Annotated in this window: 27 protein-coding genes; 20 read left to right on the plus strand and 7 right to left on the minus strand. The window is 72.0% G+C overall.

What is annotated here, in order from left to right; translation table 11 throughout:
- Complete coding sequence (locus ACYVLT_RS38665) at nt 1-1386, plus strand: alpha/beta hydrolase family protein (protein WP_461125123.1); 1386 nt, start codon at nt 1-3, stop codon at nt 1384-1386.
- A gap of 23 nt (nt 1387-1409) precedes the next feature.
- Here ACYVLT_RS38665 and ACYVLT_RS38670 read toward each other — a convergent pair whose 3' ends face one another.
- Entirely contained in the window at nt 1410-2468 is a 1059-nt protein-coding gene (locus ACYVLT_RS38670) for an ABC transporter ATP-binding protein (RefSeq protein ID WP_461125124.1), read from the minus strand.
- A 317-nt stretch (nt 2469-2785) separates the two neighbouring features.
- Here ACYVLT_RS38670 and ACYVLT_RS38675 point away from each other — a divergent pair, with 317 nt between their 5' ends.
- From ACYVLT_RS38675 to ACYVLT_RS38685, 3 genes are all read left to right on the plus strand, one after another.
- On the plus strand, nt 2786-4846 hold the full coding sequence (locus ACYVLT_RS38675) for a PQQ-dependent sugar dehydrogenase (protein WP_461125125.1): 2061 nt from the start codon (nt 2786-2788) through the stop codon (nt 4844-4846).
- Nucleotides 4847-5073: 227 nt separating this feature from the next.
- The gene (locus tag ACYVLT_RS38680) at nt 5074-5580 is read left to right on the plus strand and encodes a hypothetical protein (protein ID WP_461125126.1); all 507 of its coding nucleotides are present in this window, start codon (nt 5074-5076) and stop codon (nt 5578-5580) included.
- A gap of 101 nt (nt 5581-5681) precedes the next feature.
- On the plus strand, nt 5682-6590 hold the full coding sequence (locus tag ACYVLT_RS38685) for a DUF1996 domain-containing protein (RefSeq protein ID WP_461125127.1): 909 nt from the start codon (nt 5682-5684) through the stop codon (nt 6588-6590).
- A 13-nt stretch (nt 6591-6603) separates the two neighbouring features.
- Here the strand turns inward: ACYVLT_RS38685 and ACYVLT_RS38690 are convergent, their stop codons facing one another.
- Complete coding sequence (locus tag ACYVLT_RS38690) at nt 6604-6999, minus strand: hypothetical protein (protein ID WP_461125128.1); 396 nt, start codon at nt 6997-6999, stop codon at nt 6604-6606.
- A gap of 511 nt (nt 7000-7510) precedes the next feature.
- Here ACYVLT_RS38690 and ACYVLT_RS38695 point away from each other — a divergent pair.
- Together ACYVLT_RS38695 and ACYVLT_RS38700 are read left to right on the plus strand one after the other, a co-directional pair.
- Nucleotides 7511-8062, plus strand: coding sequence for a sigma-70 family RNA polymerase sigma factor (locus ACYVLT_RS38695; RefSeq protein WP_461125129.1), 552 nt, complete (start codon nt 7511-7513; stop codon nt 8060-8062).
- Nucleotides 8059-8760, plus strand: coding sequence for an anti-sigma factor family protein (locus ACYVLT_RS38700; protein ID WP_461125130.1), 702 nt, complete (start codon nt 8059-8061; stop codon nt 8758-8760). Before ACYVLT_RS38695 ends, ACYVLT_RS38700 begins: the two co-directional genes overlap by 4 nt.
- Before the next feature lie 45 nt (nt 8761-8805).
- Here the strand turns inward: ACYVLT_RS38700 and ACYVLT_RS38705 are convergent, their stop codons facing one another.
- Nucleotides 8806-9762: a zinc-binding dehydrogenase gene (locus ACYVLT_RS38705; protein WP_461125131.1), complete on the minus strand. Its 957-nt coding sequence runs from the start codon at nt 9760-9762 to the stop codon at nt 8806-8808.
- A 112-nt stretch (nt 9763-9874) separates the two neighbouring features.
- Here ACYVLT_RS38705 and ACYVLT_RS38710 point away from each other — a divergent pair, with 112 nt between their 5' ends.
- Complete coding sequence (locus ACYVLT_RS38710) at nt 9875-10441, plus strand: class I SAM-dependent methyltransferase (protein WP_461125132.1); 567 nt, start codon at nt 9875-9877, stop codon at nt 10439-10441.
- A gap of 494 nt (nt 10442-10935) precedes the next feature.
- Complete coding sequence (locus tag ACYVLT_RS38715) at nt 10936-11688, plus strand: DUF4383 domain-containing protein (RefSeq protein WP_461125133.1); 753 nt, start codon at nt 10936-10938, stop codon at nt 11686-11688.
- 109 nt (nt 11689-11797) lie between these two features.
- On the opposite strand, the gene ACYVLT_RS38720 is transcribed toward ACYVLT_RS38715, so the two are convergent.
- Nucleotides 11798-12742: an aldo/keto reductase gene (locus tag ACYVLT_RS38720; protein ID WP_461125134.1), complete on the minus strand. Its 945-nt coding sequence runs from the start codon at nt 12740-12742 to the stop codon at nt 11798-11800.
- Between the two features lie 62 nt (nt 12743-12804).
- On the opposite strand from ACYVLT_RS38720, the gene ACYVLT_RS38725 reads away from it, so the two are divergent.
- The 5 genes from ACYVLT_RS38725 (at nt 12805) to ACYVLT_RS38745 (ending at nt 16911) form a co-directional block, all read left to right on the plus strand.
- A complete protein-coding gene (locus tag ACYVLT_RS38725; RefSeq protein WP_461125135.1) occupies nt 12805-13461 on the plus strand; it encodes a M50 family metallopeptidase in 657 nt (218 codons plus the stop codon).
- 45 nt (nt 13462-13506) lie between these two features.
- Nucleotides 13507-15291 (plus strand): thiamine pyrophosphate-requiring protein, encoded by a 1785-nt coding sequence (locus ACYVLT_RS38730; protein ID WP_461125136.1) that lies wholly within the window; start codon nt 13507-13509, stop codon nt 15289-15291.
- 9 nt (nt 15292-15300) lie between these two features.
- Complete coding sequence (locus ACYVLT_RS38735) at nt 15301-16284, plus strand: TIGR03557 family F420-dependent LLM class oxidoreductase (RefSeq protein WP_461125137.1); 984 nt, start codon at nt 15301-15303, stop codon at nt 16282-16284.
- Nucleotides 16281-16475: a hypothetical protein gene (locus tag ACYVLT_RS38740; protein WP_461125138.1), complete on the plus strand. Its 195-nt coding sequence runs from the start codon at nt 16281-16283 to the stop codon at nt 16473-16475. The genes ACYVLT_RS38735 and ACYVLT_RS38740 overlap by 4 nt, the downstream gene beginning before the upstream one ends.
- A gap of 145 nt (nt 16476-16620) precedes the next feature.
- A complete protein-coding gene (locus tag ACYVLT_RS38745; RefSeq protein ID WP_461125139.1) occupies nt 16621-16911 on the plus strand; it encodes a WhiB family transcriptional regulator in 291 nt (96 codons plus the stop codon).
- Nucleotides 16912-17204: 293 nt separating this feature from the next.
- On the opposite strand, the gene ACYVLT_RS38750 is transcribed toward ACYVLT_RS38745, so the two are convergent.
- A complete protein-coding gene (locus ACYVLT_RS38750; protein ID WP_461125140.1) occupies nt 17205-17996 on the minus strand; it encodes a SigB/SigF/SigG family RNA polymerase sigma factor in 792 nt (263 codons plus the stop codon).
- Entirely contained in the window at nt 17993-18424 is a 432-nt protein-coding gene (locus ACYVLT_RS38755) for an ATP-binding protein (protein WP_461125141.1), read from the minus strand. The genes ACYVLT_RS38750 and ACYVLT_RS38755 overlap by 4 nt, the downstream gene beginning before the upstream one ends.
- A gap of 125 nt (nt 18425-18549) precedes the next feature.
- Between ACYVLT_RS38755 and ACYVLT_RS38760 the strand changes: the two genes are divergently transcribed.
- Nucleotides 18550-19305 (plus strand): ATP-binding protein, encoded by a 756-nt coding sequence (locus ACYVLT_RS38760; RefSeq protein WP_461125142.1) that lies wholly within the window; start codon nt 18550-18552, stop codon nt 19303-19305.
- Between the two features lie 25 nt (nt 19306-19330).
- On the opposite strand, the gene ACYVLT_RS38765 is transcribed toward ACYVLT_RS38760, so the two are convergent.
- Nucleotides 19331-19750, minus strand: a complete 420-nt coding sequence (locus ACYVLT_RS38765) for an STAS domain-containing protein (RefSeq protein ID WP_461125143.1) — start codon at nt 19748-19750, stop codon at nt 19331-19333.
- A 442-nt stretch (nt 19751-20192) separates the two neighbouring features.
- Here ACYVLT_RS38765 and ACYVLT_RS38770 point away from each other — a divergent pair, with 442 nt between their 5' ends.
- The 6 genes from ACYVLT_RS38770 to ACYVLT_RS38795 all read left to right on the plus strand — a co-directional run bounded on the left by ACYVLT_RS38770 (nt 20193) and on the right by ACYVLT_RS38795 (nt 23435).
- On the plus strand, nt 20193-20435 hold the full coding sequence (locus ACYVLT_RS38770; RefSeq protein ID WP_461125144.1) for a hypothetical protein: 243 nt from the start codon (nt 20193-20195) through the stop codon (nt 20433-20435).
- Nucleotides 20436-20509: 74 nt separating this feature from the next.
- Entirely contained in the window at nt 20510-21097 is a 588-nt protein-coding gene (locus ACYVLT_RS38775; RefSeq protein WP_461125145.1) for a CDP-alcohol phosphatidyltransferase family protein, read from the plus strand.
- A gap of 59 nt (nt 21098-21156) precedes the next feature.
- Nucleotides 21157-21540 (plus strand): glycine cleavage system protein GcvH, encoded by a 384-nt coding sequence (gene gcvH, locus ACYVLT_RS38780; protein WP_360449191.1) that lies wholly within the window; start codon nt 21157-21159, stop codon nt 21538-21540.
- A 116-nt stretch (nt 21541-21656) separates the two neighbouring features.
- Nucleotides 21657-22118: a glycogen accumulation regulator GarA gene (gene garA, locus ACYVLT_RS38785; protein ID WP_360449193.1), complete on the plus strand. Its 462-nt coding sequence runs from the start codon at nt 21657-21659 to the stop codon at nt 22116-22118.
- A 14-nt stretch (nt 22119-22132) separates the two neighbouring features.
- Nucleotides 22133-22816 (plus strand): transcriptional regulator FtsR, encoded by a 684-nt coding sequence (gene ftsR / locus ACYVLT_RS38790; protein ID WP_461125146.1) that lies wholly within the window; start codon nt 22133-22135, stop codon nt 22814-22816.
- A gap of 145 nt (nt 22817-22961) precedes the next feature.
- A complete protein-coding gene (locus tag ACYVLT_RS38795; RefSeq protein ID WP_053720858.1) occupies nt 22962-23435 on the plus strand; it encodes a bifunctional nuclease family protein in 474 nt (157 codons plus the stop codon).
- The last annotated feature ends 600 nt before the right edge of the window (nt 23436-24035 follow it).

A 24035-nucleotide genomic window follows, 5' to 3' on the forward strand; every position in this document is an offset into this window, starting at 1 on the left:
GTGCTCCCCGGACGCAACTCGCCGTTTCGGCGTGCCCTCGGACGGCTGGTCGCGACCACGGCCGTGATCGCGGCCCTGGTCGCACCCGCGTCGCCGGCCCGGGCCGCGCCCGCCGGGCTGGTCGAGCAGGACATCACCTTCTCGAGCGGTGACCTGACGCTGCACGGCACGGTGATCGCACCGGAGTCGGGCACGCCCCGACCCGCGATGGTGATGGTGCACGGCTCGGGCCGGGTGACCCGGGACGGCTACCGCCAAGAAGCCGAGGCTTTCGCGCAGGCGGGCGTCGTGACGTTGATCTACGACAAGCGGCCCAAGCGGTCGAAGTCCGACGTCGACTTCCGGCTGTTGGCCGACGACGCGCTGGCGGCGTTGCGGGCCCTGCGGACGCACCCGGGCGTCGACCCGGCCCGAACCGGCCTGTGGGGGGTCAGCGAGGGCGGTTGGGTGGCGCCGCTGGCCGCGTCCGGCTCGACCGACGTGGCGTTCGTGGTCACGGTGGGCGCGCCCGGCGTGGCGCCCGAGCGGCAGCAGTCGTGGAACCTCGTCAACCGGCTCGCCGCCGCCGGGGTGACCGGCTCGCTGGTGCGGACCGTCTCGCGGACCACCCTGGGCCTGCTCGTCGGCGCGGGCGTGTTCCCCGAGTCCGGCTACGACCCGGTGCCGGTGCTGGAGCGGATCACCCAGCCGGTGCTCGGCCTGTGGGGTGACCTCGACCGGGTGATCCCCTCGGCGGAGAGCATGCGCGTCTTCCAGGAGTCGTTCGACCGGGGCGGCAACGGGCACTACGCGCTGCGGGCCGTCCCCGGCGCCGATCACACGATGCGGTTGTCGGCGGACGGGTTCCAGCGGGGTGACGAGGTGTCGCCGGCCTACCTGGAGCAGGTCGCCACGTGGGTCGACGGGCTCGGTGCGGCGCCGCCGACCACCGAGGTCGGCCCCGCGCCGCACCAGGAGCGGCGGAGCACGCCGGTCGAGGCCGGGTCACCGTGGATGCAGCTCGGCGCGGTCGTGCTGCTGCTGGTGGCGTTCGCCGGCTACGGGGTCGGCGCGGCCATGCGCCGGCTGCGGGGACGTGGTGGGGCGGGACCCGGCCGACGCGCGGCGCGTTGGTCGGCCACCACCGGGCTGCTGAGCGTCCTCGGGCTGCTCGGGTACCTGGCCCACCTCGCCTCCAGCGGCGCGAAGAGCCTCGGCCCGGTGGTGGCGGGCCGACCGCTGCCGTGGCTGGGGCTCCAGCTGCTGGCGGTCGCGACCGTGGTCGCGACCGTCGCGACGGTCCCGGCGTGGTGGCGGGCCAGGTCGGACGTGCGCCTCGGCCTGCTGGTCGCCGGTGGCGCGGTGTTCGTGCCGTGGGCCGTCCACTGGGGGCTGCTGCTGCCGTGAGCGGGTCCTGGTGTTCCCGGTGCTCACGGCGGGAACACCAGGACCCGCTCGACCGGCACGCGCAGCCGCACCGCGTCACCCGGCACCGGCCTGCTCGTGGTGCGCAGGTGCAGCGGTTGCCCGTCGGGCAGCCGCGCCCGCACCGCCTGCTCGCGGCCGTGGTACTCGACGACCTCCGCCACGACCTCCAGCACGTTGTGGGTCCGGCGCAGCGCCACGCTGAAGTCCTCCGGCCGGATCGCCACCACCGCGTCGCCCGACGGCGGGCCGCCGCGGTGCACCCCGGTCAACGGCACACCGCCCAGCGACACCGTCGTGCGCTCGCCGGACACCGACGTCACCGTCGCCGACAGCAGGTTGCGGTAGCCCATGAACCCGGCCACGTGGTGGTTGCGCGGGTGCGTGTAGACCTCTTCGGGCGACCCGACCTGCTGCACCGCGCCGTCGCGCAGCACCACGAGCCGGTCGGCCAGCGCCAACGCCTCCTCCTGGTCGTGCGTGACGTACACGGTGGTCAGCCCGAGCGACTGGTGCAGCCCGCGGATCTCCGACCGCATCTCCAGCCGCAGCGAGGCGTCCAGGTTGGACAGCGGCCCGTCCATCAGCACCAGCGGCGGCTCGGGCACGACGGCCCGCGCGATCGCCACCCGTTGCCGCTGCCCGCCCGACAGCTGCGCCGGGTACTTGTCCGCCTGGTCGGTCAACCGCACCACCCGCAGCACCTCGTCCACCCGCCGCGCCTGCTCGGCCCGCGCGACGTTCCGCATCGCCAGGCCGAACGCGACGTTGCGCCGCGCGGTCATGTGCGGGAACAACGCGTAGTCCTGGAACACCATCCCGAAGCCGCGCTCGTCCGGTGACAGCCGGTCGATGCGCCTGCCGTCGAGCACGATCCGCCCGCCGGACAGCGGCAGCAGCCCGGCCAGGCAGCGCAGCGCGGTCGACTTGCCGCAGCCGGACGGCCCGAGCAGCGCCACGAACTCGCCGGCCTTGATGGTCAGGTCCAAGCCCTCCAGCGCGACGTGGTCGCCGAAGACCCGGCGCACGCCGTCGACGTGCAGTTCGGTGAACCGGTCGCTCATCCGCGGGTCTTCCCGCCGCCGATCACCGCCGGCACGGCGGGTGGGACCGCGGTGGACCGGCGCGACCGCGACATCGGGCGCATTCGCCCCCTTCTCCACGAGGCACCACTGGACGCTGCTGGGGAAAGCCCTTACCGTTTGGTGACAGCTCGATGACTACACGCGACCGACTCGGGGGTCAAACAGTTGCGAAAACTCAGACCCCGGGCACGCTGACGTCCTTCTCCGCCACCACCGCGCCGCCATCCCGCCGCACTCCGCCGCCGCATCAATCCCCTGGTGTTCCGGGGGAGTCGCCAACGACCGTGGAGGCTTCTGTGGCACCCCGTACCCGGCGCGCCTGGCCGATCCCGCTCGCCACCGCGCTCGCCGTAGTGGCGTCCGGCCTGGTGTCCGCCGCGCCCGCGAGCGCGGCGCCCGTCCTGCTGTCCCAAGGAAAACCGGCGGTCGCCTCGTCCTCCGGCACCACCGGCTACGCGCCGTCCATGGCCGTGGACGGGAACTCGTCCACCCGGTGGGCCAGCCGGGGCGGTGTCGACCCGTCGTGGATCTACGTCGACCTCGGCGTCACCGCCGCCATCACCCGGGTCCGGCTCCAGTGGGACCTGTCCTGCGCCCGCGCCTACCGCGTCGAGGTCTCGTCGGACGCGAATACGTGGACGAGCGTCTACGCCACCGCCAACGGCCAGGGCGGCGTGGAGGACCTCGTGGTGAGCGGGAGCGGTCGGTACGTCCGCATGTACGGCACCACGCGGTGCCGCACGACGACCTACAACGGCTACTCGTTGCAGGAGTTCCAGGTGTTCGGCGAGACCGGGCAGGCGGACACCACGCCGCCCTCGCCGCCGAGCGGCCTGCGCTCGGCCAACGTGACGCCCACCTCGGTCGACCTGGCCTGGGACCCGGCCACCGACAACGTCGGCGTGACGTCCTACGAGGTCTACCAGCGGGGCCAGTTCGTCAAGTCCGTCACCGGCACCTCCACCACGATCACCGGCCTGAGCCCCAACGGCTCCTACGTCTACTACGTCAACGCCAAGGACGCCGCCGGCAACATCTCCCAGGCCAGCAACAACACCGAGGTGACCACGCCGCCGGCGCAGGCCGACACGCAGCCGCCGACGCCGCCGATGGGCCTGCGCGTCACGGGTGTCACGGCGAACTCGGTGTCGCTGGCGTGGAACGCGTCGACCGACAACGTCGGCGTGACCCGCTACGAGATCCTCGCGGGCGGATCGAGGGTCGGTGAGTCGACCGGCACGTCGGCCACCATCGGCGGGCGCACCCCGAACACCACCTACCTGTTCACCGTGCGGGCGTACGACGCGGTGGGCAACGTCTCCGACTGGAGCACCGGGGTCAGCGCCACCACGTCCGCGGGCGGCGACCAGGTCGGCGCGGTGACGCAGCTGGCCACCGACACCGACGTGCCGTGGGGCCTCGACTTCCTGCCCGACGGCTCCGGCGTCTACACCCGCCGCGACGCGTTCGACGTCGTCAAGCTGTCGCCGTCCGGGGTGAAGACCACCCTGGGCACGGTGCCGAACGTCGTCACCACGAACGGCGAGGGCGGCCTGCTCGGCCTGGAGGTGTCGCCGAACTTCGCGTCCGACAACTACCTGTACATCTACCACACGGCCGCGAACGACAACCGGATCGTGCGGATCAAGGTGCAGAACAACGCGCTGGTGCCGAGTTCGGTGCAGGTGCTGCTCACCGGGATCCCGCGCAACCGCTACCACAACGGCGGCCGGCTGGAGTTCGGGCCGGACGGCAAGCTGTACGCGGGCACCGGCGACGGCCAGAACGCGAACTGGGCGCAGGACCTGGCCAACCTGGGCGGCAAGGTGTTGCGGCTCAACGCCGACGGCTCACCGCCGAGCGACAACCCGTTCTACGGCAACGGCGGCAACGCCCGGTACGTGTGGACCTACGGCCACCGCAACGTGCAGGGCCTGGCGTTCGACGGCCAGGGCAGGCTGTGGCAGGCCGAGCTGGGCAACACGATCATGGACGAGCTGAACCTGGCCGAGCGCGGCGGCAACTACGGCTGGCCCGCGTGCGAGGGCACGTCCGGCAGCTGCTCCGGCTACATCGCGCCGAAGCGGACGTGGAGCACCGCCAACGCCTCGCCCAGCGGCATCGCCATCGTCAACAACGCCGTCTACGTCGCCGCGCTGCGCGGCAGCAGGCTCTACCGGCTCCAGATCAGCGGCACGTCGGTCGGCTCGGAGACGACCCACTTCCAGGGCACCTACGGCCGGCTGCGCACGGTCGAGGCCGCGCCGGACGGCAGCCTGTGGCTGACCACCAGCGACGACCGGGACAGCGTGCCCAACAACTCGAACAGCCGCATCCTCCGGGTCCAGCTGAACTGACCCGGTCGGCACGGCGGCACCCGCGCGAGGCGGTCCCGACCCGGGGCCGCCTCGCGGCACGTCGGCGTCCATTCCCCGGCGTCGGTCCCCCCGGCGGTTGAACCGAACGTCCCACGGGTCCGTGTCAGGGGTGTTGGTCGCCAGTGAGGAAGGCCCGCCGATGCACGCCACCCGCCGCAACCCGTCGCCGCTCGGGGCACGTCCGAGCACGAGCTGAACGAGAAGAGATGCACGATCCGATCCTCGAACGCACGCTGCGCCAGGTCCGCACCGAGCGGACGCGCGACCGCAAGCGCCGCGGCGGTGTCGTCGTGGTGGTGAGCACCGCGCTCGCCGCCGCGGCGCTGGCCGGTGGCGCGTACCTCGGCCGGCACAGCGTGCCGGGGGAGCGGGTCCTGGTCGCCACCACGACCGACGGCGTGCGGATGACCGCCACGATCACGCCCGCGGACGGCTGGGTGCGGCTGCGGGCGGTGGTCGACGGCGTCGACGCGGGTGAGCGGTGCCAGCTGGTGGTCACCGACGTGCGCGGACGGCGTTACGTGGCGGGCGGTTGGGTCGCCGCCCGGCCCACCGATGCCCGGCCCGACGGTTCCCGGCCGGTCGATCCCGGGCCGGGCGACACCGCGCTGGCCGGGGCCGCGATGGTCGACCCCGACGAGCTCGCCACGGTCGCCGTCGTCACGGTCGACGGCCGCGTCCTGGTCACCGGCTCCGCCACCCGGTCACCCTGAGTCGCCCACTCGGTGCCGGCGCGCCGCGCGTTCGCCGCCTCGCCGTCTCAGTCGGCCGGTCGACCCGCGTCGGGTCGTGCGCGTCCTAATAAGCTGTCGACGTGAGGTGGTCGCCACTGCTGCTGGTCCTCGTGCTGGCCGCCGGCTGCGCGGACAGCCGCACCGTGGCCATCGGAGACGTGCCGGTGGCGGTCGAGTCGGCCACCACCACCCAGGACGCCTCCACCGGCACGTTCCGCGTCGACTGCGGGCGCAACGAGTCCCGCCACCTCAACGCCGACAACATGGTCATCGCGCCCGGTCAGCCGTTCGGCGCGCACCACACCCACGAGTACGTCGGCAACGTGAGCACGCACGCCGGTTCCACCGACGAGTCGCTGGCCGCCGCCGGCACCACCTGCGGGTCCGGCGACCGGTCGACCTACTACTGGCCGGTGCTGCGGCTGACCGACCGGACCGGCCACGACGAGCACGCGCCCGGTGGCGGCGTGCACGGCAACACCGGCCAGGTGCTGCCGCCGTCGAGCGTGGAGATCGCGTTCACCGGCAGCCCGGTCAGCGAGGTCGTGCCGATGCCGAGGTTCCTGCGCATGATCACCGGCGACCCGGCCGCGCTGAACACCGGTCGCGGGCGGGCGCGGTGGAGCTGCACCGGCTTCGAGGACCGGCACACCGACCGGTACCCGGAGTGCGACCCGGGCAGCAGGGTGCTGCGCACGTTCGACTTCCCCAGCTGCTGGGACGGTCGCACCACCGACAGCCCGAGCCACCGGGCGCACGTCGAGTTCCCGGGGTCGAACGGGGTGTGCCGGCCGGGCACGTTCCCGGTGCCGAAGCTGCGCGTGCGGGTCGCCTACGACGTCCCCGCCGGGCGGCCGTACGCCATCGACAGCTTCCCCGACCAGCGGCGCGACCCGCGCACCGACCACGCCATGTTCGTCAACGTCATGCCGGACGAGCTGATCGACCACGTCACGAGCTGCGTGAACACCGGGAAGACCTGCGCCTAGCCCTCGACCGGGGTCAGGCGCCGGGGATGTTCGGCGAGGTGCGGCAGTTGTACCGAACGCCCTCGCTGGTGTTCTGCTGGCAGATCGTCAGCGTGTAGAGGGCCGTCTCGCGGAGCACGTCCACGTTGTTGGGAGTGCTGCACTCGCCGTTGTTGCCGTTGCCGTCCCGAACCCAGGCGAAGTGGTGGTAACTGCCGTCCGCCTGCCGGACGTTGAGCCGGCCGGCGACACCGATGTCGTCGGTCTTGGTGTCGCACACCCAGTAGATGTCACCGCCGTCGTCGTAGCTCGCCCTGCCGACACCGTCCGGGTGTGACCAGGAGTCGCTCTGCGCCATCGCGCCGGGTGCGGTCGACAGCACCAATCCGAGCGCCATTAAAAGTGTCGCCATGACGTTCCTGAACTTCATCGGTACTCCTTTTCGTGAATTCGTCGACGATTTCCGATCGACGTTCACGGCGGAAGTTACCAGCTGTTCCGGGCTTGTCCAGTGCTCCACCGCCACCCCTGCCACCAGGTCACGGTCGCCGAATCGCGCGCCGGCGGTCATTGTGCTCTCGCTCGCGCCGGCACCGTGATCGCCTGTTCAGCGGCGCTTCGGCGACATCTCCGGGACCGCGCCGGAGAGCACCCGCGACGAAATCCGACCCACCCGATCGGCGGAATTTGCCGAAGCGTCGCGACTGCGGGATCGAAAGGATTCCGACCCGCTCGGAATCGGTGGATCGCCGCGGTTCGCGCGAGCGTCCCGCACGCGCGGACGTCGCGGTGGCCGCTGGTCGGAGGGCGCCGGCCGGCGTGGTGGCGCGGGCTCGGTGGGGGAGGTCCCGGGCGCACCCGCGAAACTTCCTCCGCCCGCGGTGAACCGAACCCCTCCGGCGTCCGTGTCCGTGGCGTGGGTTGACGAGAGGAGTGGGTGGATGGCGGCTCTGTGGTCCCGGAAACGGGAGGCCGCGGCCGACGAGGCACTGATCCGGTCCCTCTACGAGGAGCACGGTCGGGCGCTGCTCGCCTACGCGACGCGGTTGACCGGGGATCGGGCGGCGGCCGAGGACGTCGTCCAGGAAACCCTCGTGCGCGCTTGGCGGCACCCGGACGCCCTGGTGAACGGCAAGGGATCGGTCCGCGGCTGGTTGCTCACGGTGACGCGCAACATCGTCACGGACCGGATCAGGGCGAGGGCGGCCCGGCCCCAGGAGGTGGCCGAGACGCCGATGACCCCGCCGGTGCAGCGCGACCACGCCGACTCCGTGGTGGACTCGATGGTCGTGCTCGAAGCCCTGGACCGGTTGTCGTCGGACCACCGCGACGTGCTGATGGAGATCTACTTCCGGGGCCGCAGCGTGACCGAGGCGGCCGAGGCGTTGGGGGTGCCCCCGGGAACGGTGAAGTCGAGATCGCATTACGCGCTGCGGGCGTTGAGAGAGACGTTCGTCGGGCAACAGGTGGCGCTGAAGGGGGTGGCCGGATGACCACGAACCACGATCCGCAGCTGCTCGGCGCGTACGTGCTGGGCGTGCTCGACGAGCGGGAGGCACGTGCCGTGGAGGCCCACCTGGCGTCCTGCCCGCGGTGCCGCGCCGAGTTGGCCGAGCTGAGGTCGATGGCCGACGTCATGGGCGACGTGCCCCCCGAGGCGTTGCTCGACGGTCCGCCCGAGGGCGGTGACCTGCTGTTGCAGCGGACGTTGCGGCAGGTGCGGTCCGAGCGCGGCGCGCAGCTGCGCCGTCGTCAGATCGGCCTCGGGCTGGTCGCGGCGGCCGTGGCCGCGGTCGTGCTCGGCGGCGGTTTCGCGGTCGGCCGGAGCACCGCGCCCGACGTGGCCGCCACGCAGCAGGCCACGACCCAGCCCGTGCCGCCCGCCGGGACCAGGCTCGGGTCGGCGACCGACCCGCGCACCGGCGCGCGGATGACCGTGCAGGTCAAGCCCGCCGCCGGGTGGGTCCGGGTGAACGCGTCCGTGGCCGGCATCGCGGAGAACGAGAAGTGCAGGCTGTTCGTCGTCGCCAAGGACGGCAGCAGGCAGGAGGCGGGCAGCTGGCTGGTCTCGGCGGCGGGGGAGAAGGACGGCACCAACCTCGACGGCTCGGCGCTCATCGCGCCCGAGGACGTCGCGGCGATCGAGGTGCGCAACTTCGATGACGAGCAGATCGTCACCGTGCCGGTGTAGCCGGTGTGGCCCCGTGCGCGTTCGCCGCGCACGGGGCCACCCGCCTCAAGGCTTGAGCACGACCTTGCCCACGGTGGCGCGGCCCTCCAGCGCGGCGTGCGCCTTGGCAGCCTCGCTGAGCGGGAACGTCGTGGTGAGCGGGACGAGGCGGCCCTCGGCCAGGGCGTCCAGGGCCATCTCCTCCAGCCCGCGCAGGTTGGTGCCCTTCATCATCCGCGGTCCGACCACGACCGCCGCGGTGATGCCGAGGCGGTACAGGTCGGCGGTCTCGATGCGGGTGGGCTCGCCCGCGGACCAGCCGAACAGCAGGATCCGGCCGCCGACGCCCAGCAGCTCCAGGGCCTGGCGGCCCGGCTCGCCGCCGACGCCGTCGAGCACCACCGTGACCTCCCCGATCCCCTCCGACCAGTCCGGCCGGGTGTAGTCGGCCACCACGTCCGCGCCCAACCGGCGGACCAGGTCGAGCTTGGCGGTGCTCGCCACGCCGACGACCTTCGCCCCGACCGCCTTGGCCTGCTGGACGAACAACGCGCCCAGACCACCTGCGGCCGACGTCACCAGCACCACGTCGTCGGCGGTGAGCTCGGCGATCCGCAGCACGCCCACGGCGGTGCGCCCGGTGCCGATCATGGCCACCGCGGCGTCGTCGGACACGTGGTCGGGCAGCTCGTGCAGCGAGGCGGCGTTCGCCACGGCCAGTTCCGCGTACCCACCACTGGCCTGGCCCAGGTGGGCGACGACCCGCTTGCCCAGCCAGTGCGCCTCGACACCGTCGCCCAGCGCGGTGACGACGCCGGCGACCTCCCGGCCCGGCGTCATGGGCAGCTCGGGCAGCGGGAACGGCCCACCGTGCTCGCCGCGGCGGATCGACGTGTCGAGCAGGTGCACCCCCGCCGCGGTCACCGTGATCCGCACCTGGCCGGGCCCCGGTTCCGGGTCGGCGGTCCGTTCGTAGTGGAGGTTCTCGGCCGGGCCGAACTCGTGCTGACGGATGGCGTGCATGTCCTGATCCCCTCTAGGTTGCTGTCCGCCACGCTAGGAGTTCGAGTTAAGTCGAGGTCAAGCGATCTTGCGCGGGAGGCAACCCGGTGGCCGCCCGCGCGTCGGCAGGGGTGTGAAGCACTTCGACCACAACGCGCATTACCACTCGTTCCTGCTCCGGCAGGTGCCCGCGGGTGCGCGCACGGCGTTGGACGTGGGCTGCGGGCACGGGGTGTTCGCGGGCAAGCTGGCCGCGCGCGGGCTCGCGGTGACGGCGGTGGACCGGCACGTCGACGCCGAGGTGCCCGGTGTCGACTTCCGGCGCGGTGACGCGCTGGCGACCGACCTCGGCGGTCCGTACGACTTCGTCTCCTGCATCGCCGCGTTGCACCACCTGCCGCTGCGGCCGGCGCTGGAGCGGTTCCGGTCGCTGGTGCGGCCGGGCGGGGTGGTGGCGGTGCTCGGGTTGGCCCGCGAGGAGAGCGCGTGGGACTTCGCGGTGAGCCTCGCCTCGGTGCCGCTGAACTTCGCCGTGCGGCTGGTCCGCGACGACCCGCGCGACGACGCGCCGGTGCGGGACTGGTCGCTGTCGGTGCGCGAGATCAAGGCCGAGGCGGACTCGGTGCTGCCCGGCGCGCGGTTGCGCAGGCACCTCTACTGGCGGTACTCGATGATCTGGAAGGCCACTGCCGCCAATTAGCGATCGACATAATCACTTTGACGACCGGCGGTCCCCTCGGAGATAGTCCTACCGACACCGGCAGTGGTGTTCGACGACTACAAAGGGGACCTTCGTGAACAGCAAGGAGACCGAGTGGAACGGCTCCGCGACGCGCACGTCCGGTGACCGCGGCCAGCTCTCCTGACCTGCTCGTACGACGAATCCGGCCAAACGGCGCACATTATTCGGAAATCGAATCGGCCTATTGGCCGCGATGATCGACCGCGCATTCGGCGCGGCCTGGCGGCCCGGCCTTCATGGGGTGGGTCGGGGCGGAAGAACCCCGGCACGGCGGGGTGTTCGACTCCTGTCGAAGAAAGGGGGGACGGGTTCGTGCGCCCGTTCCCCGCGACGGTGCCCTGCGCCATTCGGCCCAACGCCGGGCGGGCCTGTTTGCGGTGCGAACGGTCCGGGTAGTCGGTGGTCGTCCGGAGCCCGGTAGACGGGCTCGTGGTCCTCAGTTGGAGGGCGAGATGACCCACCACTCGACGGTCGGTCGCGTCAAGGTCGCGGGCCTGCAACCCGCCCAGGTGCTGGCCGGCCTGGTCGGCCTGGTCTTCCTCGCGTTGGGTGTGCTGGGCTTCGTGCGCACCGGCTTCGGCGACTTCGCGGGTGACCAGCACGCGATGCTGCTCGGGTTCACGCTGAACCCGCTGCACAACGTCGTCCACCTGGCGTTCGGTGTGCTCGGCCTGCTCATGGCGAGCACGTCCGGCCTGGCCCGGCTCTACGGCTGGATCCTGTTCCTCGGTTACGGCGCCGTGCTGCTGTGGGGCCTGGCGCTGGCCGGTGTGTTCTCCACCAACCCGGTCGAACGCCTGGGCAACCCGCTGGCGCTCAACGTCAACGACAACTGGCTGCACCTCGGCCTGGCCGCGGTGGGTCTGCTGATCGCGGTGCTGCCGGCGCGGCGCAAGATCGTGACGGAGGAGCCGGTGGACGAGCGGACCGGTGAACCGGTCGTCGGCCCCGGCGACCCGGTCGCGGACCGGCGGCACGACCAGGCGCCGCACGGGCGGGCGGCGAGCATCCGCGACCCCGAGACCGACCCGGTGACGCAGCAGATGCCCACCCAGCGGGTCGACTCCCGGCACGGCGACCCGAGTCGTCCCGGAGCGCACCGCGACGAGCGGATCGAGTCGATGGACCCGACCGTGAGCCCGCGGCCGGTGCAGCCGATCGACCCGGCCATCGCCGAGCAGCACAAGTCGCGGTTCAGCCGGTGACGACGCGCTGACAACGCCGCGCCGAGCGCGACGCGCGCGGAACGGCAAGCCGACAGCGGTGCACGGTCCCGAGCGGGCCGTGCACCGCTGTCGTCTGCGGCACCCCCGGTCAGACCGCCGAGTCCATCCGCCGGACCTGGTCGTCGTCCAGCTTGATCTCCAGCGCACCCAGCGACTCGTCCAGCTGCGCCACGCTGCTGGCCCCCACCAGCGGGATGATGTCCTGGCGCAGCAGCCACGCCAGCACGACCTGGTTGACCGTCGCACCCAGTTCCGCCGCCACCTCGTGCAGCACCGCCAGCCGCCGCGCGGTGCCGGGGTGGTCGTAGTGCTCGCCCAGCGGCTTGTCCCGGTACCGGCCCGACAGCAGCGCCGAGTACGCCACCAGCGCCACGTCACCCTCGGCCGCCGCGTAGTCGAACAGCTCGTCGGTCATGTGCACGTGACCGCCCTCCGGCAGCTTCACCCCCGGCCGCGGCCTCAGGTAGCTGTACCGCTCCTGCACCGCGGTGTAGAGGGGCCACCCGTTGGCCCGCGACACCGCCCGCGCCCGCTCCAGCCGCCACGTGGCGTGGTTGCTGGCCCCGATCTCCCGCACCACACCGGTCTCCACCAGGGACGCGAACCCGCCGAGCGTGTCCTCCAACGTGACGCCGCGGTCCTCGATGTGGCTGTAGTAGAGGTCGATGCGGTCGGTGCCCAGCCGCCGCAGGCTGTCCCGCGCGGCACCGCGGATCGTGTCCGCGGCCAGGCCCTCGGCGTTCTCCAGGCCGGTGCCGGGCGTCAACGGCCGCGCGCCCACCTTCGTGGCGACCACCACCTCGTCGCGGTTGCCCCGCGCGGCCAGCCAGCGGCCGACCGCCTCCTCGCTCTCGTCGCCCGTCCCGCCGTCCCAGAACACGTAGTTGTTCGACGTGTCCAGGAACGTGCCACCGGCCTCGACGAAGCGATCCATGATCGCGAACGAGGTCCGCTCGTCCACCCACTTGCCGAACGGCAGCGCGCCCAGGGCGAGGGCGCTGACCTCCAGTGAACCGATTCGCTGTCGTCGCATGGCGATCAGCCTGGCTGCTGGAGCGCACTCCAGGTCAAGCCCCTTGCCTATGCTGGGCGGCAATGTCGACTCTGATGAAGTGGGCGCCCGTCGCGCTGGCGCTGGTGCTGGTGGCGAGCCCCGGCGTGTGGCGGTACAGCAGGCACGTGGTCACCATCGCGCACGAGGCGGGTCACGCCCTCGTCGCGCTGCTCACCGGCCGCAGGCTGGAGGGCATCAAGCTGAACTCGGACACCTCCGGGGTCACCGTGTCACGTGGCCGGCCCACCGGGTTCGCCGTGGTGCTCATGTACTTCGCCGGGTACGTGACGCCGTCCCTGCTCGGGCTGGGCGCGGCGGCCCTCGTGACCGCCGGGCACGTCCGCCCGCTGCTGTGGGCCACGGTGGGGCTGCTCGCCGGGATGCTGATCATGATCCGCAACGCGTTCGGCGTGCTGTCGGTGGTGCTGACCGGCGCGGTGATGTTCACCGTGTCGTGGTACGCCACGACCGAGTGGCAGGCCGCGTTCGCGCTGTTCGTGACGTGGTTCCTGCTGCTCGGCGGCGTGCGCCCGGTCGGCGAGCTGCAACGCAGGCGGATGCGCGGGCTCGCCCGCCAGTCCGACGCCGACCAACTGGCCCGGATCACCCGGGTGCCCGGCCTGGTCTGGGTGACCCTGTTCGCCGCCGTGACCGTCGGCACCCTCCTGCTGGGCGGACGCCTGCTGCTCCCGCTTTAGCCGGCGACGGGACCGGGTAACCCCTCCCTTTCCAGGGAGGCCGCCATGACCGACACCGTCGCCGACTTCGTGCTCCGCCGACTGCGCGACTGGGGCGTCGAGCACGTGTTCGCCTATCCGGGTGACGGCATCAACGGGCTGGTCGCGGCTTTCGGGCGCAGCGACGACCGGCCGCGGTTCATCCAGTCGCGGCACGAGGAGATGTCCGCGCTCGAAGCCGTCGGGTACGCGAAGTTCGGCGGCCGGGTCGGCGTGTGCCTGGCCACGTCCGGTCCCGGCGCGATCCACCTGCTCAACGGCCTCTACGACGCCAAGCTCGACCGCGTGCCGGTGGTCGCGATCGTCGGGCAGACCGCCCGCACCGCGATGGGCGGCAACTACCAGCAGGAAGTCGACCTGCACGCGTTGTTCAAGGACGTCGCGTCGGAGTACCTGGTGGACGTGACGGTGCCGGAGCAGCTGCCCAACGCGCTGGACCGGGCCATCCGCACCGCCGAGGCGCGGCGCGCGCCGACCGCGTTGATCATCCCGGCGGACGTGCAGGAGCTGGCGTACTCGCCGCCCGAGCACGCGTTCAAGCACGTCCCGTCCAGCGCGCCGAGCCGGTCGTGGGCGACCGCCGTGCCGTCGTCGGACGACGTCGAGCGCGCGGTGGAGGTGCTGAACGCGGGGGAGCGGGTCGCGATCCTGATCGGCCAGGGCGCCCGCGGCGCCGCCGACGAGGTGCGCCAGGTCGCCGACGTGCTCGGCGCGGGCGTGGCGAAGGCGTTGCTGGGCAAGGACGTGCTGCCCGACGACGAGCCGTGGGTGACCGGCTCGATCGGACTGCTCGGCACCCGGCCCAGCTACGAGCTGATGCGCGACTGCGACACCCTGCTGATCGTCGGCTCCAGCTTCCCGTACTCGCAGTTCCTGCCGGAGTTCGGCCACGCGCGGGCGGTGCAGGTCGACATCGACGGTGGGCTCATCGGCATGCGCTACCCGACCGAGGTCAACCTCGTGGGTGACGCCGGCGCGACGTTGCGGGCGATGCTGCCCTCGTTGCGGCGCAAGGAGGACCGGTCGTGGCGCGAGCAGGTCGAGCGCAACGTCGACGAGTGGTGGGGGACGCTGCGCCGCCAGTCCTTCGTGGACGCCGAGCCGGTGAACCCGATGCGGATCACGTGGGAGCTGTCGCCCCGGCTGCCCGAGGACGCGATCGTCACCGCCGACTCGGGCTCGGCGGCGAACTGGTACGCGCGGCTGGTGCGGCTGCGCGGCCGGATGCGCGGTTCCCTCTCGGGCACGCTCGCCACCATGGGCGCCGGTGTGCCCTACGCGATCGGCGCGAAGTTCGCCCACCCCGACCGGCCCGTCGTGGCGCTCGTCGGCGACGGCGCGATGCAGATGAACGGGCTCGCCGAGCTGATCACCATCGCCCGCTACCACCAGGAGTGGTCCGACCCGCGGTGCGTGGTGTGCGTGCTGCACAACAACGACCTCAACCAGGTGACGTGGGAGCTGCGGGCGATGGGTGGCGCGCCGAAGTTCGAGCAGTCCCAGGTGCTGCCCGACGTCGGGTACGCCGCCTTCGCCCGGTCCCTCGGGCTGGACGGCGTCGACGTGGACGACCCCGCCGACCTGGGCCCGGCGTGGGAGCACGCGCTGTCGGCGTCCCGGCCCGTGGTGCTCGACGTGCGGTGCGACCCGAACACGCCGCCGATCCCGCCGCACACCACGTTCGAGCAGACCAAGGCCACCGCCGAGGCGATGCTCAGGGGCGACCCGGACGCGTGGGACGTCGTGAAGCGGGGCGTGCGGACCAAGGTTCAGGAATTCCTGCGCGGGTAACCGGTGGCCATGGTCAGCATCGGTTATTTCCTCTCCAGCGAGGAGAGCGGGCCGCGTGAGCTGGTCAGGCAGGCGCGGTGGGCGGAGCAGGCGGGGTTCGAGCGCCTGTGGATCTCCGACCACTACCACCCGTGGAACCGCGAGCAGGGCAACAGCCCGTTCGTGTGGTCCGTGATCGGGGCGCTGTCGGAGGCCACGTCGTTGCCCATCACCACCGCCGTCACCTGTCCGACGGTACGAATTCACCCCGCCGTGGTGGCTCAGGCCGCCGCGACGGCCGCCGTCCAGTGCCGCGGCGGGTTCACCCTCGGGGTGGGCAGCGGTGAGGCGCTGAACGAGCACATCTTCGGCGACCCGTGGCCCTCCGCGCCCGAACGGCTGGAGATGCTGGAGGAGGCCGTCGAGGTGATGCGCGCGCTGTGGACCGGCGAGGAGGTCAGCCACCGCGGCAAGCACTACACGGTCGAGAACGCCCGGCTCTACACGCTGCCGCCGGCACCCGTGCCGGTGTACGTGTCGGCGTTCGGGCCGAAGGCGGCGGAGGTCGCGGGCCGGATCGGCGACGGGCTGTGCTCCACCATCCCCGACCCGTCGCTGCTGGAGCGGTTCCGCGCCGCGGGCGGCGGGGGCAAGCCCACCCAGGCCGGGTTCAAGGTGTGCCACGCGCCGTCGGCCGAGGCGGGCGTGAAGACGGCCCACCGGCTGTGGGCCAACGAGCAGCTGCCCGGTGAACTGGCGCAGGTGCTGCCGACGCCGCGGCACTTCGAGCAGGCGTCGACGCTGGTCACCGAGGAGATGGTGGGCTCGGCGCTGCCCGTGGGCCCCGACCCGCGGCCGTACGTGGAAGCGGTCCGCGAGTACGCCGAGGCCGGCTACGACGAGGTGTACGTGAACCAGATCGGGCCCGACCAGGAGCAGTTCTTCTCCTTCTGGGCCGAGTCGGTGGCGCCGGAGCTGGACGCCGCCATGTCCACCGCGGGAGGCGCGCGATGACCGACCCGAACGAACGACCGCTGGACGAGATCGAGCAGCTCGACGAGGACGAGCTCGGCGTCGACCCGCTGGAGGAGGGCGTCGACCCGCCCGAGCACTGGAGCGGCGCCGACCGGCACGGCACCACACCGCGCGAGCAGCGCGAGGGCGAGACCCTCGACCAGCGGCTCGCGCAGGAGGAGCCGGAATAGGTCGCACGACGACCGGGTGCCGGGTCGGCGGTCCAATCCACCCGACCCGGTAATCCACCCGATGTGGCGCACAGACGTTTGCCCACGGGGGACCAGCGGGTAAGCCGTGATCAAGCACCTGTGACACCGCAAGGGGGTTCAACCGATGACCAGCACCGCGCGCCTGCCCAAGCCCGTGACCGACGTATGGGATTGGCAGAAGGAGGGGTTGTGCCGAGGCCGTGACAGCGCGGTCTTCTTCCACCCGGACAACGAGCGGGGCTCCGCCCGGGCCGCCCGGGAGGACAAGGCGAAGCAGCTGTGCGCCCGCTGCCCGGTGGTCGACCCGTGCCGCGAGCACGCGCTGGCGGTCCAGGAGCCGTACGGCGTGTGGGGTGGCATGGGCGAGGACGAGCGCCGCCGCATCATCTCCAACCGCCGCCGTTCCGCCGCCTGACCGGCCCGACCCCTCTCCCCGGCCCCCGGCCCGACCCACCTCCGACCCCCACCGAGGCCGGCGAAGCACCCCACCGTCGCCGTCCGCACCCGTCCCCACCACCGGTCCCCGCCGAACCAGACCCACCGGTCCCCGCCGAACCCAGCCCGAACCGTCGGCACCGCAGCCCGCCCCCACCCGAACCCCCGAACGCGCCGAGGCCGCCCGACACGGATGTCGGGCGGCCTCGGCGCGTCCCACTACGCCGGTCACGCCGGCGTCGTCCTGTCCGGACCGGTCCTGTCCGGACCGTCCTACTCGGTCAGCCCCTCGCGCAACTGCCGCAGCGTCTTGGCCAGCAGCCGCGACACGTGCATCTGCGAGATGCCCACCTTCTGCGCGATCTGGGTCTGCGTCATGTTCCCGAAGAACCGCATGACCACGATCTTGCGCTCCCGCTCCGGCAGCTTCTCCAGCAACGGGTGCAACGCCTCCCGCTGCTCGATCGCCTCCAGCTCCGGGTCCTCCTCGCCGAGCGTGCTGCCCAGCGAGATGGAGCTGTCGTCGGCCACCAGCAGGTCGTCCAGCGACGCGCTGTGGTAGGCGTTGCCCGCCGCCAGGCCCTCGTGGATCTCCTCCCGGCTCAGCCCGAGGTGCTGCGCCAGCTCGCTCGGCGTCGGCGCCCGGCCCAGTTCCTGCGACAACCGCGCCGACCCGGCGTTGATGGCCAGGTGCAGCTCCTTGAGCCGCCGCGGCATCCGCACCGACCAGCTGGAGTCCCGGAAGTACTTCCGGACCTCGCCCATGATCGTGGGCACGGCGAACGACAGGAAGTCGCTGCCCCGCTCCGGGTCGAACCGGTCCACCGCGTTGATCAGGCCGACCGTGGCGACCTGCACCAGGTCGTCGTGCGGCTCACCGCGGTGGCCGAACCGCCTGGCGATGTGCTTGGCCACCGGCAGGTGCTCGGTCACCAGCTCGTCGCGCAGCCGCTCCCGCGCCGGGTCGTCCTTCGCGGTGGCGGCGAGCCGGACGAACAGCGGCGCCAGGTGGTCGTAGTCCCCCTGGGTGCCGGACCGCGTCGTGCCCCCGTCCGACCCCGTCACGCATCCACCGTCCCCAACGACCGCTTGACCAGGTCGATGTGCACCTCGAACGCGTCCGCCTGCGGCGCGACCCACGTCGTGACCGAGTCGACCAGCGCGCTCAGCACGCGCCACCCGAAGCTGTCCCGGTCAGGAGGCGCCGACCGTTGCGATCCCACCTGGGTGAACACCTGCACGGATCCGTCCACCACGACGAACCGGGCGCTGAGCACAGCACCCCCCGCGGCCAGCGAGATGAGCGTCGAGCACGCCTCGTCCACCGCCAGCTTCAGGTCCTCGATGGAATCAAGGTCGAAGTCCTGCCTCATGGCGATGTCCGCCGCCACGGCACGGACGATCGACAGCTGCGTGGGGTCGGCCGCCATCCGCAACTCGACCCCGGCCAGGGCGTTCTCCGACTCACCGCTTCGCGGCTCAGTGTGCGACACGCTCACCTCGTCGTCCGTTCTGTCTCGTTGTGCTGCTGAAGCTATCGGTACCCGAATTGATCGTCGCTCACACGTGTAGGCGACGCGCGGGCTGGGAAGACTGACTGGTGCGACGGGGAGGCCTTTTGACCGATCAACTCGCGGACCACCACTGGGGAGTGGAGTTCCCGGCCCAGGCCGGGCAGCTCGCGGGGGTCCGCGCCCGGCTCGACGCCTGGCTGGCTGCCGAAGGGCTGTCCGAGGACGACCGCTACGACCTGCTCCTGGCGGTGAACGAGGCGGCCAGCAACGCCGTGGAGCACGCGTACGGGCCCGATGAGCAGGGTGTCGTGCACATCGAGGCCGCGACCAGACCCGACGGCGGCGTCCGCGTCGTGGTGACCGACCACGGTGGCTGGCGCGTGCCGCCGCCCACCCTCTCCGCCCGCGGCCGCGGGCTGCTGCTGATGCGCGAGAACGTCGACGAGGTGCTGGTCGACCGCGGTGCGGGCGGCACGACCGTCACCCTGGTCCTCGCGCCGAGGCACGCGTCTCGCGGCACGTACCTCGCCGCCGCGCCACCGGGCGACCCCGTGCTCGTCACCGCCCGCGAGGGCTGGGTGGAGGTGGTCGTGCGCGGTGACGTCCCGGCGACCGCCGCGCCCGCCGTCCGCCGGCGCATCCTCACCGCGGCGCGCGGCGGGTCCGTGCCGGTGGTGGTGGACCTGGGTGCCCTGGGTGAGCGCAACGAAGGCATGGTCCGCAGCCTGCGCGCGGTCGCCGACGCGGCCGCCGCGGCGGGCAACCGGCTGGTCGTGCGCGCGCCCGAGGACGGCCACGCCCGCCGCGCACTCGTCGCGGCGGGCGTGGACCAAGTAGTGGACCTGGTGCCGCACGTCTAGACCCGTTCCGTCACCCGGCCGGACCTCAGCGGGCCTCGTCGGCCTCCAACGCCTGCCCCACCGACTCGAACACGCTGAACACCTCGCCCAGGCCGGTCGCGGCCAACGGGCGGGTCACGGCGCGTTCGACCGCCACGACGCGGAACGCCGCGCCCCGGCGCTTGGCGTGCTGCGACGCCTCCACCAGCACCGCCAGACCGGCCGAACCGAGGAAGCTCACCCCGGACAGGTCCAGCACCAACGTGCTGCCGGCGTCGAGGTGCCTGAGCCCCTCGGCCCGCAACTGGGGTGCGGTGAGCATGTCGACCTCACCGCTCACCGCGACCACGACGACACCCTCCGCCGCGGTGCGGACGTCGAGCCCGAGCTGCCCGGCCCGCGGGCTGTCGACCGCGGCGGACTCGGCTCCGCTCGTCGCCACGACGTTCGGATCCTGAACCGTCACGAGGCACTCCTCTTCAGCTGGTACCGCTGGGTGGGAAGCCCGGACGCACTCGACGTGCGCGCAGCAACAAAAAAGCAGCGTGGCGGAACGTGCCCGCTAGCCGGACTTCCCGGCGCGGCTGTTGGCTCAACCGCTGCGCCACCCACCGTACGTAGCCCGTGGCGGCACCACAAGCGCGCGGGTGACACGTGATCAGCCCCAGTGTAGTGCGCCATTCGGTGTGCGGCGGATGACGGACGGTGAACGGTTTGGTCCCACCGGTGCGGGTTACACCCCGGTAGAAGCGTTCTCCCGGGTTCCGCGCAACTCGGCGACCCAACCGCCCGCCGGCCGCGATTGGGCACGCACGAGGAGGTGGCGTCCGCCACAGTCGCGCAGAATCGGGTGACAGGGATAACGCCACGAGAGCCGTGAGCGACAACCCTGGTGGAGGGATTTTCAGATGAGCACCAGAACGGAAACCGAGTCCGAGCCCGCGAAGCACAGGGCAGCGCGTGCCGGCGCCACCGGAGCGGCAGCGCTGCCCACAGCCCCGTGCAGCGTGGTCTGGAGCAAGGGCCACGCCTACGTGCTCGAAGGTTTCCGAGCCCGCTGGGTCGGCGTCGACGACCGGGGTCGTCCGCAAGCGCTCAGCGGTGACGAACTGCAACGCCGCGGCTGGAGCCGCACCCGCTCGAACAACTGAGCCACGAGCCGTTCCCGGCGAGTCCGCGCGAGTCGGCCACCGGGGCACGCCGGGCGGCCCTCTACAGTGCGGACGTGTCGCACGATCCAGCCGACCGGCTGCTGACCATCCCGAACGCGCTGAGCGTGTTGCGGCTGCTCGGCGTGCCCCTGTTCCTGTACCTGCTGCTCGGCCCGCACGCCGACGGCTGGGCGCTGGTGGTGTTGGTCGCGGCGGGCCTGTCCGACTGGCTCGACGGCAAGATCGCCCGCTGGCTCGACCAGGCGAGCAAGCTCGGCGCGCTGCTCGACCCGGCCGCCGACCGGCTCTACATCCTCGCCACGCTGGTCGCGTTCGTGGTGCGCGGCATCGTGCCCTGGTGGGTGGCGGCGGTGCTGGTCGGCCGCGAACTCGTCGTCGGCGTCTGCCTGCCCGTGCTGCGGGCCCGCGGCTACGGCCCGTTCGAGGTCAACTACCTGGGCAAGGCCGCCACGTTCAACCTGCTCTACGCGTTCCCCATGCTCCTGCTCGCCCAGGGCACCTCCACCGCCGCCCAGGTCGCCCGACCGGTGGCCTACGCGTTCATGGTCTGGGGCGGGGCCTTGTACCTGTGGTCGGGAGTGCTGTACGTCTACCAGTTCACCCTCGCGATGCGGCGAACGCCGGGTGTCGCGCCGGCCTGAACGCCGACGTGGGAAGATCCGGCAGCGAAGATCCACCGTCATTGAAGGAGCACACCGCGGTGATTCCCGAGGAGCTCAAGTACACCGAGGAACATGAGTGGGTGCTGCGCACAGGTGAGGACACCGTGCGCGTGGGCATCACCGACTACGCCCAGGAGCAGCTCGGCGACGTCGTGTTCGTCCAGCTGCCCGAGCTCGGCGAGCAGGTCGCGGCCGGTCAGACGCTCGGCGAGGTGGAGTCCACCAAGAGCGTGTCGGACATCTACGCGCCGCTCGCCGGTGAGGTCGTCGCGCGCAACGACTCGCTCGACCAGCAGCCCGACCTGGTGAACTCGGACCCGTACGGCGAGGGGTGGATGGTGGAATTGCGGCTGGAGGACCCGACCGCGGTCGACGACCTGCTCGACGCCGCCGCGTACCAGGAGCTGGCGGCGCAGGAGTGACGTCGATCTTCCGGCGGCTCTTCGGTCGGTGGGGGAGCCGCTCCTCAGACCAGGGTTCGGGCACGATAGGTTCTAGTGGTCTCGACGAGAGTTCCAGCAGCAGGAGGAGAGCTCAGGTGAGCACGAACGACGGGCCAGGCGTTCCGCCCGAGCAGTCCCCGGAGCGGACCTCCGTTTTCCGGGCCGACTTCCTCGCCGAGGTCGAGGGTGCCGAGGCGCCCGCCCAGGAGCCGGCCGTCGCGGGTGTCGACGCGCTGCCCTCCGGGTCGGCTCTGCTCGTGGTCAAGCGCGGCCCCAACGCGGGGTCGAGGTTCCTGCTGGACCGCGACACGACCAGCGCGGGGCGGCACCCCGACAGCGACATCTTCCTCGACGACGTGACGGTCTCCCGCCGCCATGCCGAGTTCCGCCGCGAGGGCGGCGAGTTCGTGGTCATCGACGTGGGCAGCCTCAACGGCACCTACGTCAACCGCGAGCCCGTCGACCAGGCGGTCCTGGCCAACGGCGACGAGGTGCAGATCGGCAAGTTCCGCCTCGTGTTCCTGACCGGTCCGGGCGCCGGGGGCCAGGGGGCCTGAGCGATGGGGCTCCGGTGACGGCGGCCGGGCGGCCACGCGGGGGGTTGAGCATCGGGGCGGTGCTGGCGCAGCTGCGACCCGACTTCCCCGACGTCACCATCTCCAAGATCCGGTTCCTGGAGTCGGAGGGGCTGGTCCGCCCGGCGCGCACGGCCTCGGGGTACCGGCAGTTCACGTCCGCCGACGTGGACCGCCTGCGGTACGTCCTGTCCGCACAGCGGGACAGGTACCTGCCGCTGAAGGTCATCAAGGAGCAGCTGGACGCGGCCGACCAGGGCGCGCCCAGGGCGTTGCGCGCGGTCGACCTCGCCCCGGCCGCCGGGCACCGGGTCACCCGCGAGGACCTGCTGGCGCGGGCGGGCATCGAGCCCGGTGTGCTGGCGGACCTGGAGCAGCACGGTCTGGTCAGGGCCGGCGCGGGCGGGTTCTACGACCACGAGGCCGTGCAGATCGCGTCGACCGTGCGGGCCATGGCGGAGCACGGGTTGGAACCGCGTCACCTGCGCCCGTTCCGGGTCGCCGCCGACCGCGAGGTCGGGCTCGTCGAGCAGGTCGTCGGCGCGCGGCACCGGCAGCGCGACCGGGCCGGAGTGGACGAAGCCGTGCGCGAGCTGGCGGCGCTCTCGGTAACCCTGCACACACTGCTGGTGAAGGTGGGCCTGCGCGACGTCGCAGGTCGTCCCGTTTCGCCGAGGTGAACGCGTGTCCGCATCGTGATCGCAGAGCGGGTGGGCGGTTGCGCACTGAGCCCGCTTGGCGGGTAGCGTCGAAACTGTACGTGGGGGATCCTCGTTAGGTAGCGGGGACGCCAGAATTTCAGCGCGCTGAGGGAGGCGAGACCCGATGAGCGAAATGCGCGTCGTCGGCGTGCGGGTGGAACTGCCCGCCAACCAGCCGATCCTGCTGCTGCGCGAAACCGAGGGCGAACGGTACCTGCCGATCTGGATCGGATCGGTCGAGGCCACGGCGATCGCGTTGGAGCAGCAAGGTGTCCGTCCTGCCCGGCCGTTGACGCACGACCTGCTCAAGGACGTCATCGGGGCGCTCGGCCGGCAGTTGGAGCAGGTGCGGATCACCGACCTGCAAGAGGGCACGTACTTCGCGGAACTCGTGTTCGACGGTGACATCCGGGTGTCGGCGCGGCCGAGCGACTCGGTGGCGCTGGCGTTGCGGATCGGTGTGCCGATCCACGCCGAGGAGTCGGTGCTGGCGGAGGCCGGTCTCATCATCCCGGACGAGCAGGAGGACGAGGTCGAGAAGTTCCGCGAGTTCCTCGACTCCGTGTCGCCGGAGGACTTCCGCGGCGCGGACACGTAGTCCGGGCCGTCTCGTCGTTCCCCCACGTTCGCCGGTGCCCGCCCGAGTCAGCGGTCCGGCGACGTTCGTTACCCGGCGCGGTGCGGGTCGCGCCGTCGTCCGCGTCTTGGCCCCTGCCGTCGTCCGCGTCCTGACCTCTCCGTCGTCCGCGTCCTGGCCCCCGCCGTCGTCCGCGCCTGGTGCCGCTGGTTCCCGCTCGTCCTGGTCTGCCGGTTCCCGTTCGGCCGTTCGTTCGGCCCGTCCGTGCTTTCGCAGGGGTCCCCGCCCAGGGGATCCCTGTTTTTCATCTTGCCGGCACGCACCGACAATTTCGGCCGGCCGAGGGTGGACAAGCGGGTCGGGTGCTTGACAAGACCCGACACCCGGGATGGGTCGCGACGTCGGCCGCGGGCCGGGAACGGCTTCCCGTAGGCGTGTGCGGTGCGTTGTGGATCAACCCCGCATGCCACTTTCAGGCGTCGCGTGTTCGGGTTACACAACGTCAACGTTGCTGAGCTAAACGATCACTAAACGTCACCCGAATGGCTTACAACGGGCGACTCTCTCAACCTCAACCTCACCTTGAGGTCAGACACGCCCAGCGCGTCGCGTTGACCTGCC

The sequence above is a fragment of the Saccharothrix stipae genome, assembly GCF_054781895.1.

What these genes read in the sequence shown, in the direction of transcription:
- ACYVLT_RS38770 (WP_461125144.1), top strand. Translation starts at nt 20,193, where the DNA reads ATGAGCACCAGAACGGAAACCGAGTCCGAGCCCGCGAAGCACAGGGCA.
- ACYVLT_RS38735 (WP_461125137.1), top strand. Translation starts at nt 15,301, where the DNA reads ATGGTCAGCATCGGTTATTTCCTCTCCAGCGAGGAGAGCGGGCCGCGT.
- ACYVLT_RS38680 (WP_461125126.1), top strand. Translation starts at nt 5,074, where the DNA reads ATGCACGATCCGATCCTCGAACGCACGCTGCGCCAGGTCCGCACCGAG.
- ACYVLT_RS38695 (WP_461125129.1), top strand. Translation starts at nt 7,511, where the DNA reads ATGGCGGCTCTGTGGTCCCGGAAACGGGAGGCCGCGGCCGACGAGGCA.
- ACYVLT_RS38705 (WP_461125131.1), bottom strand. Translation starts at nt 9,762, where the DNA reads ATGCACGCCATCCGTCAGCACGAGTTCGGCCCGGCCGAGAACCTCCAC.
- ACYVLT_RS38725 (WP_461125135.1), top strand. Translation starts at nt 12,805, where the DNA reads ATGTCGACTCTGATGAAGTGGGCGCCCGTCGCGCTGGCGCTGGTGCTG.
- ACYVLT_RS38715 (WP_461125133.1), top strand. Translation starts at nt 10,936, where the DNA reads ATGACCCACCACTCGACGGTCGGTCGCGTCAAGGTCGCGGGCCTGCAA.
- ACYVLT_RS38720 (WP_461125134.1), bottom strand. Translation starts at nt 12,742, where the DNA reads ATGCGACGACAGCGAATCGGTTCACTGGAGGTCAGCGCCCTCGCCCTG.
- ACYVLT_RS38795 (WP_053720858.1), top strand. Translation starts at nt 22,962, where the DNA reads ATGAGCGAAATGCGCGTCGTCGGCGTGCGGGTGGAACTGCCCGCCAAC.
- ACYVLT_RS38730 (WP_461125136.1), top strand. Translation starts at nt 13,507, where the DNA reads ATGACCGACACCGTCGCCGACTTCGTGCTCCGCCGACTGCGCGACTGG.
- ACYVLT_RS38690 (WP_461125128.1), bottom strand. Translation starts at nt 6,999, where the DNA reads ATGAAGTTCAGGAACGTCATGGCGACACTTTTAATGGCGCTCGGATTG.
- ACYVLT_RS38700 (WP_461125130.1), top strand. Translation starts at nt 8,059, where the DNA reads ATGACCACGAACCACGATCCGCAGCTGCTCGGCGCGTACGTGCTGGGC.
- ACYVLT_RS38670 (WP_461125124.1), bottom strand. Translation starts at nt 2,468, where the DNA reads ATGAGCGACCGGTTCACCGAACTGCACGTCGACGGCGTGCGCCGGGTC.
- ACYVLT_RS38745 (WP_461125139.1), top strand. Translation starts at nt 16,621, where the DNA reads ATGACCAGCACCGCGCGCCTGCCCAAGCCCGTGACCGACGTATGGGAT.
- ACYVLT_RS38740 (WP_461125138.1), top strand. Translation starts at nt 16,281, where the DNA reads ATGACCGACCCGAACGAACGACCGCTGGACGAGATCGAGCAGCTCGAC.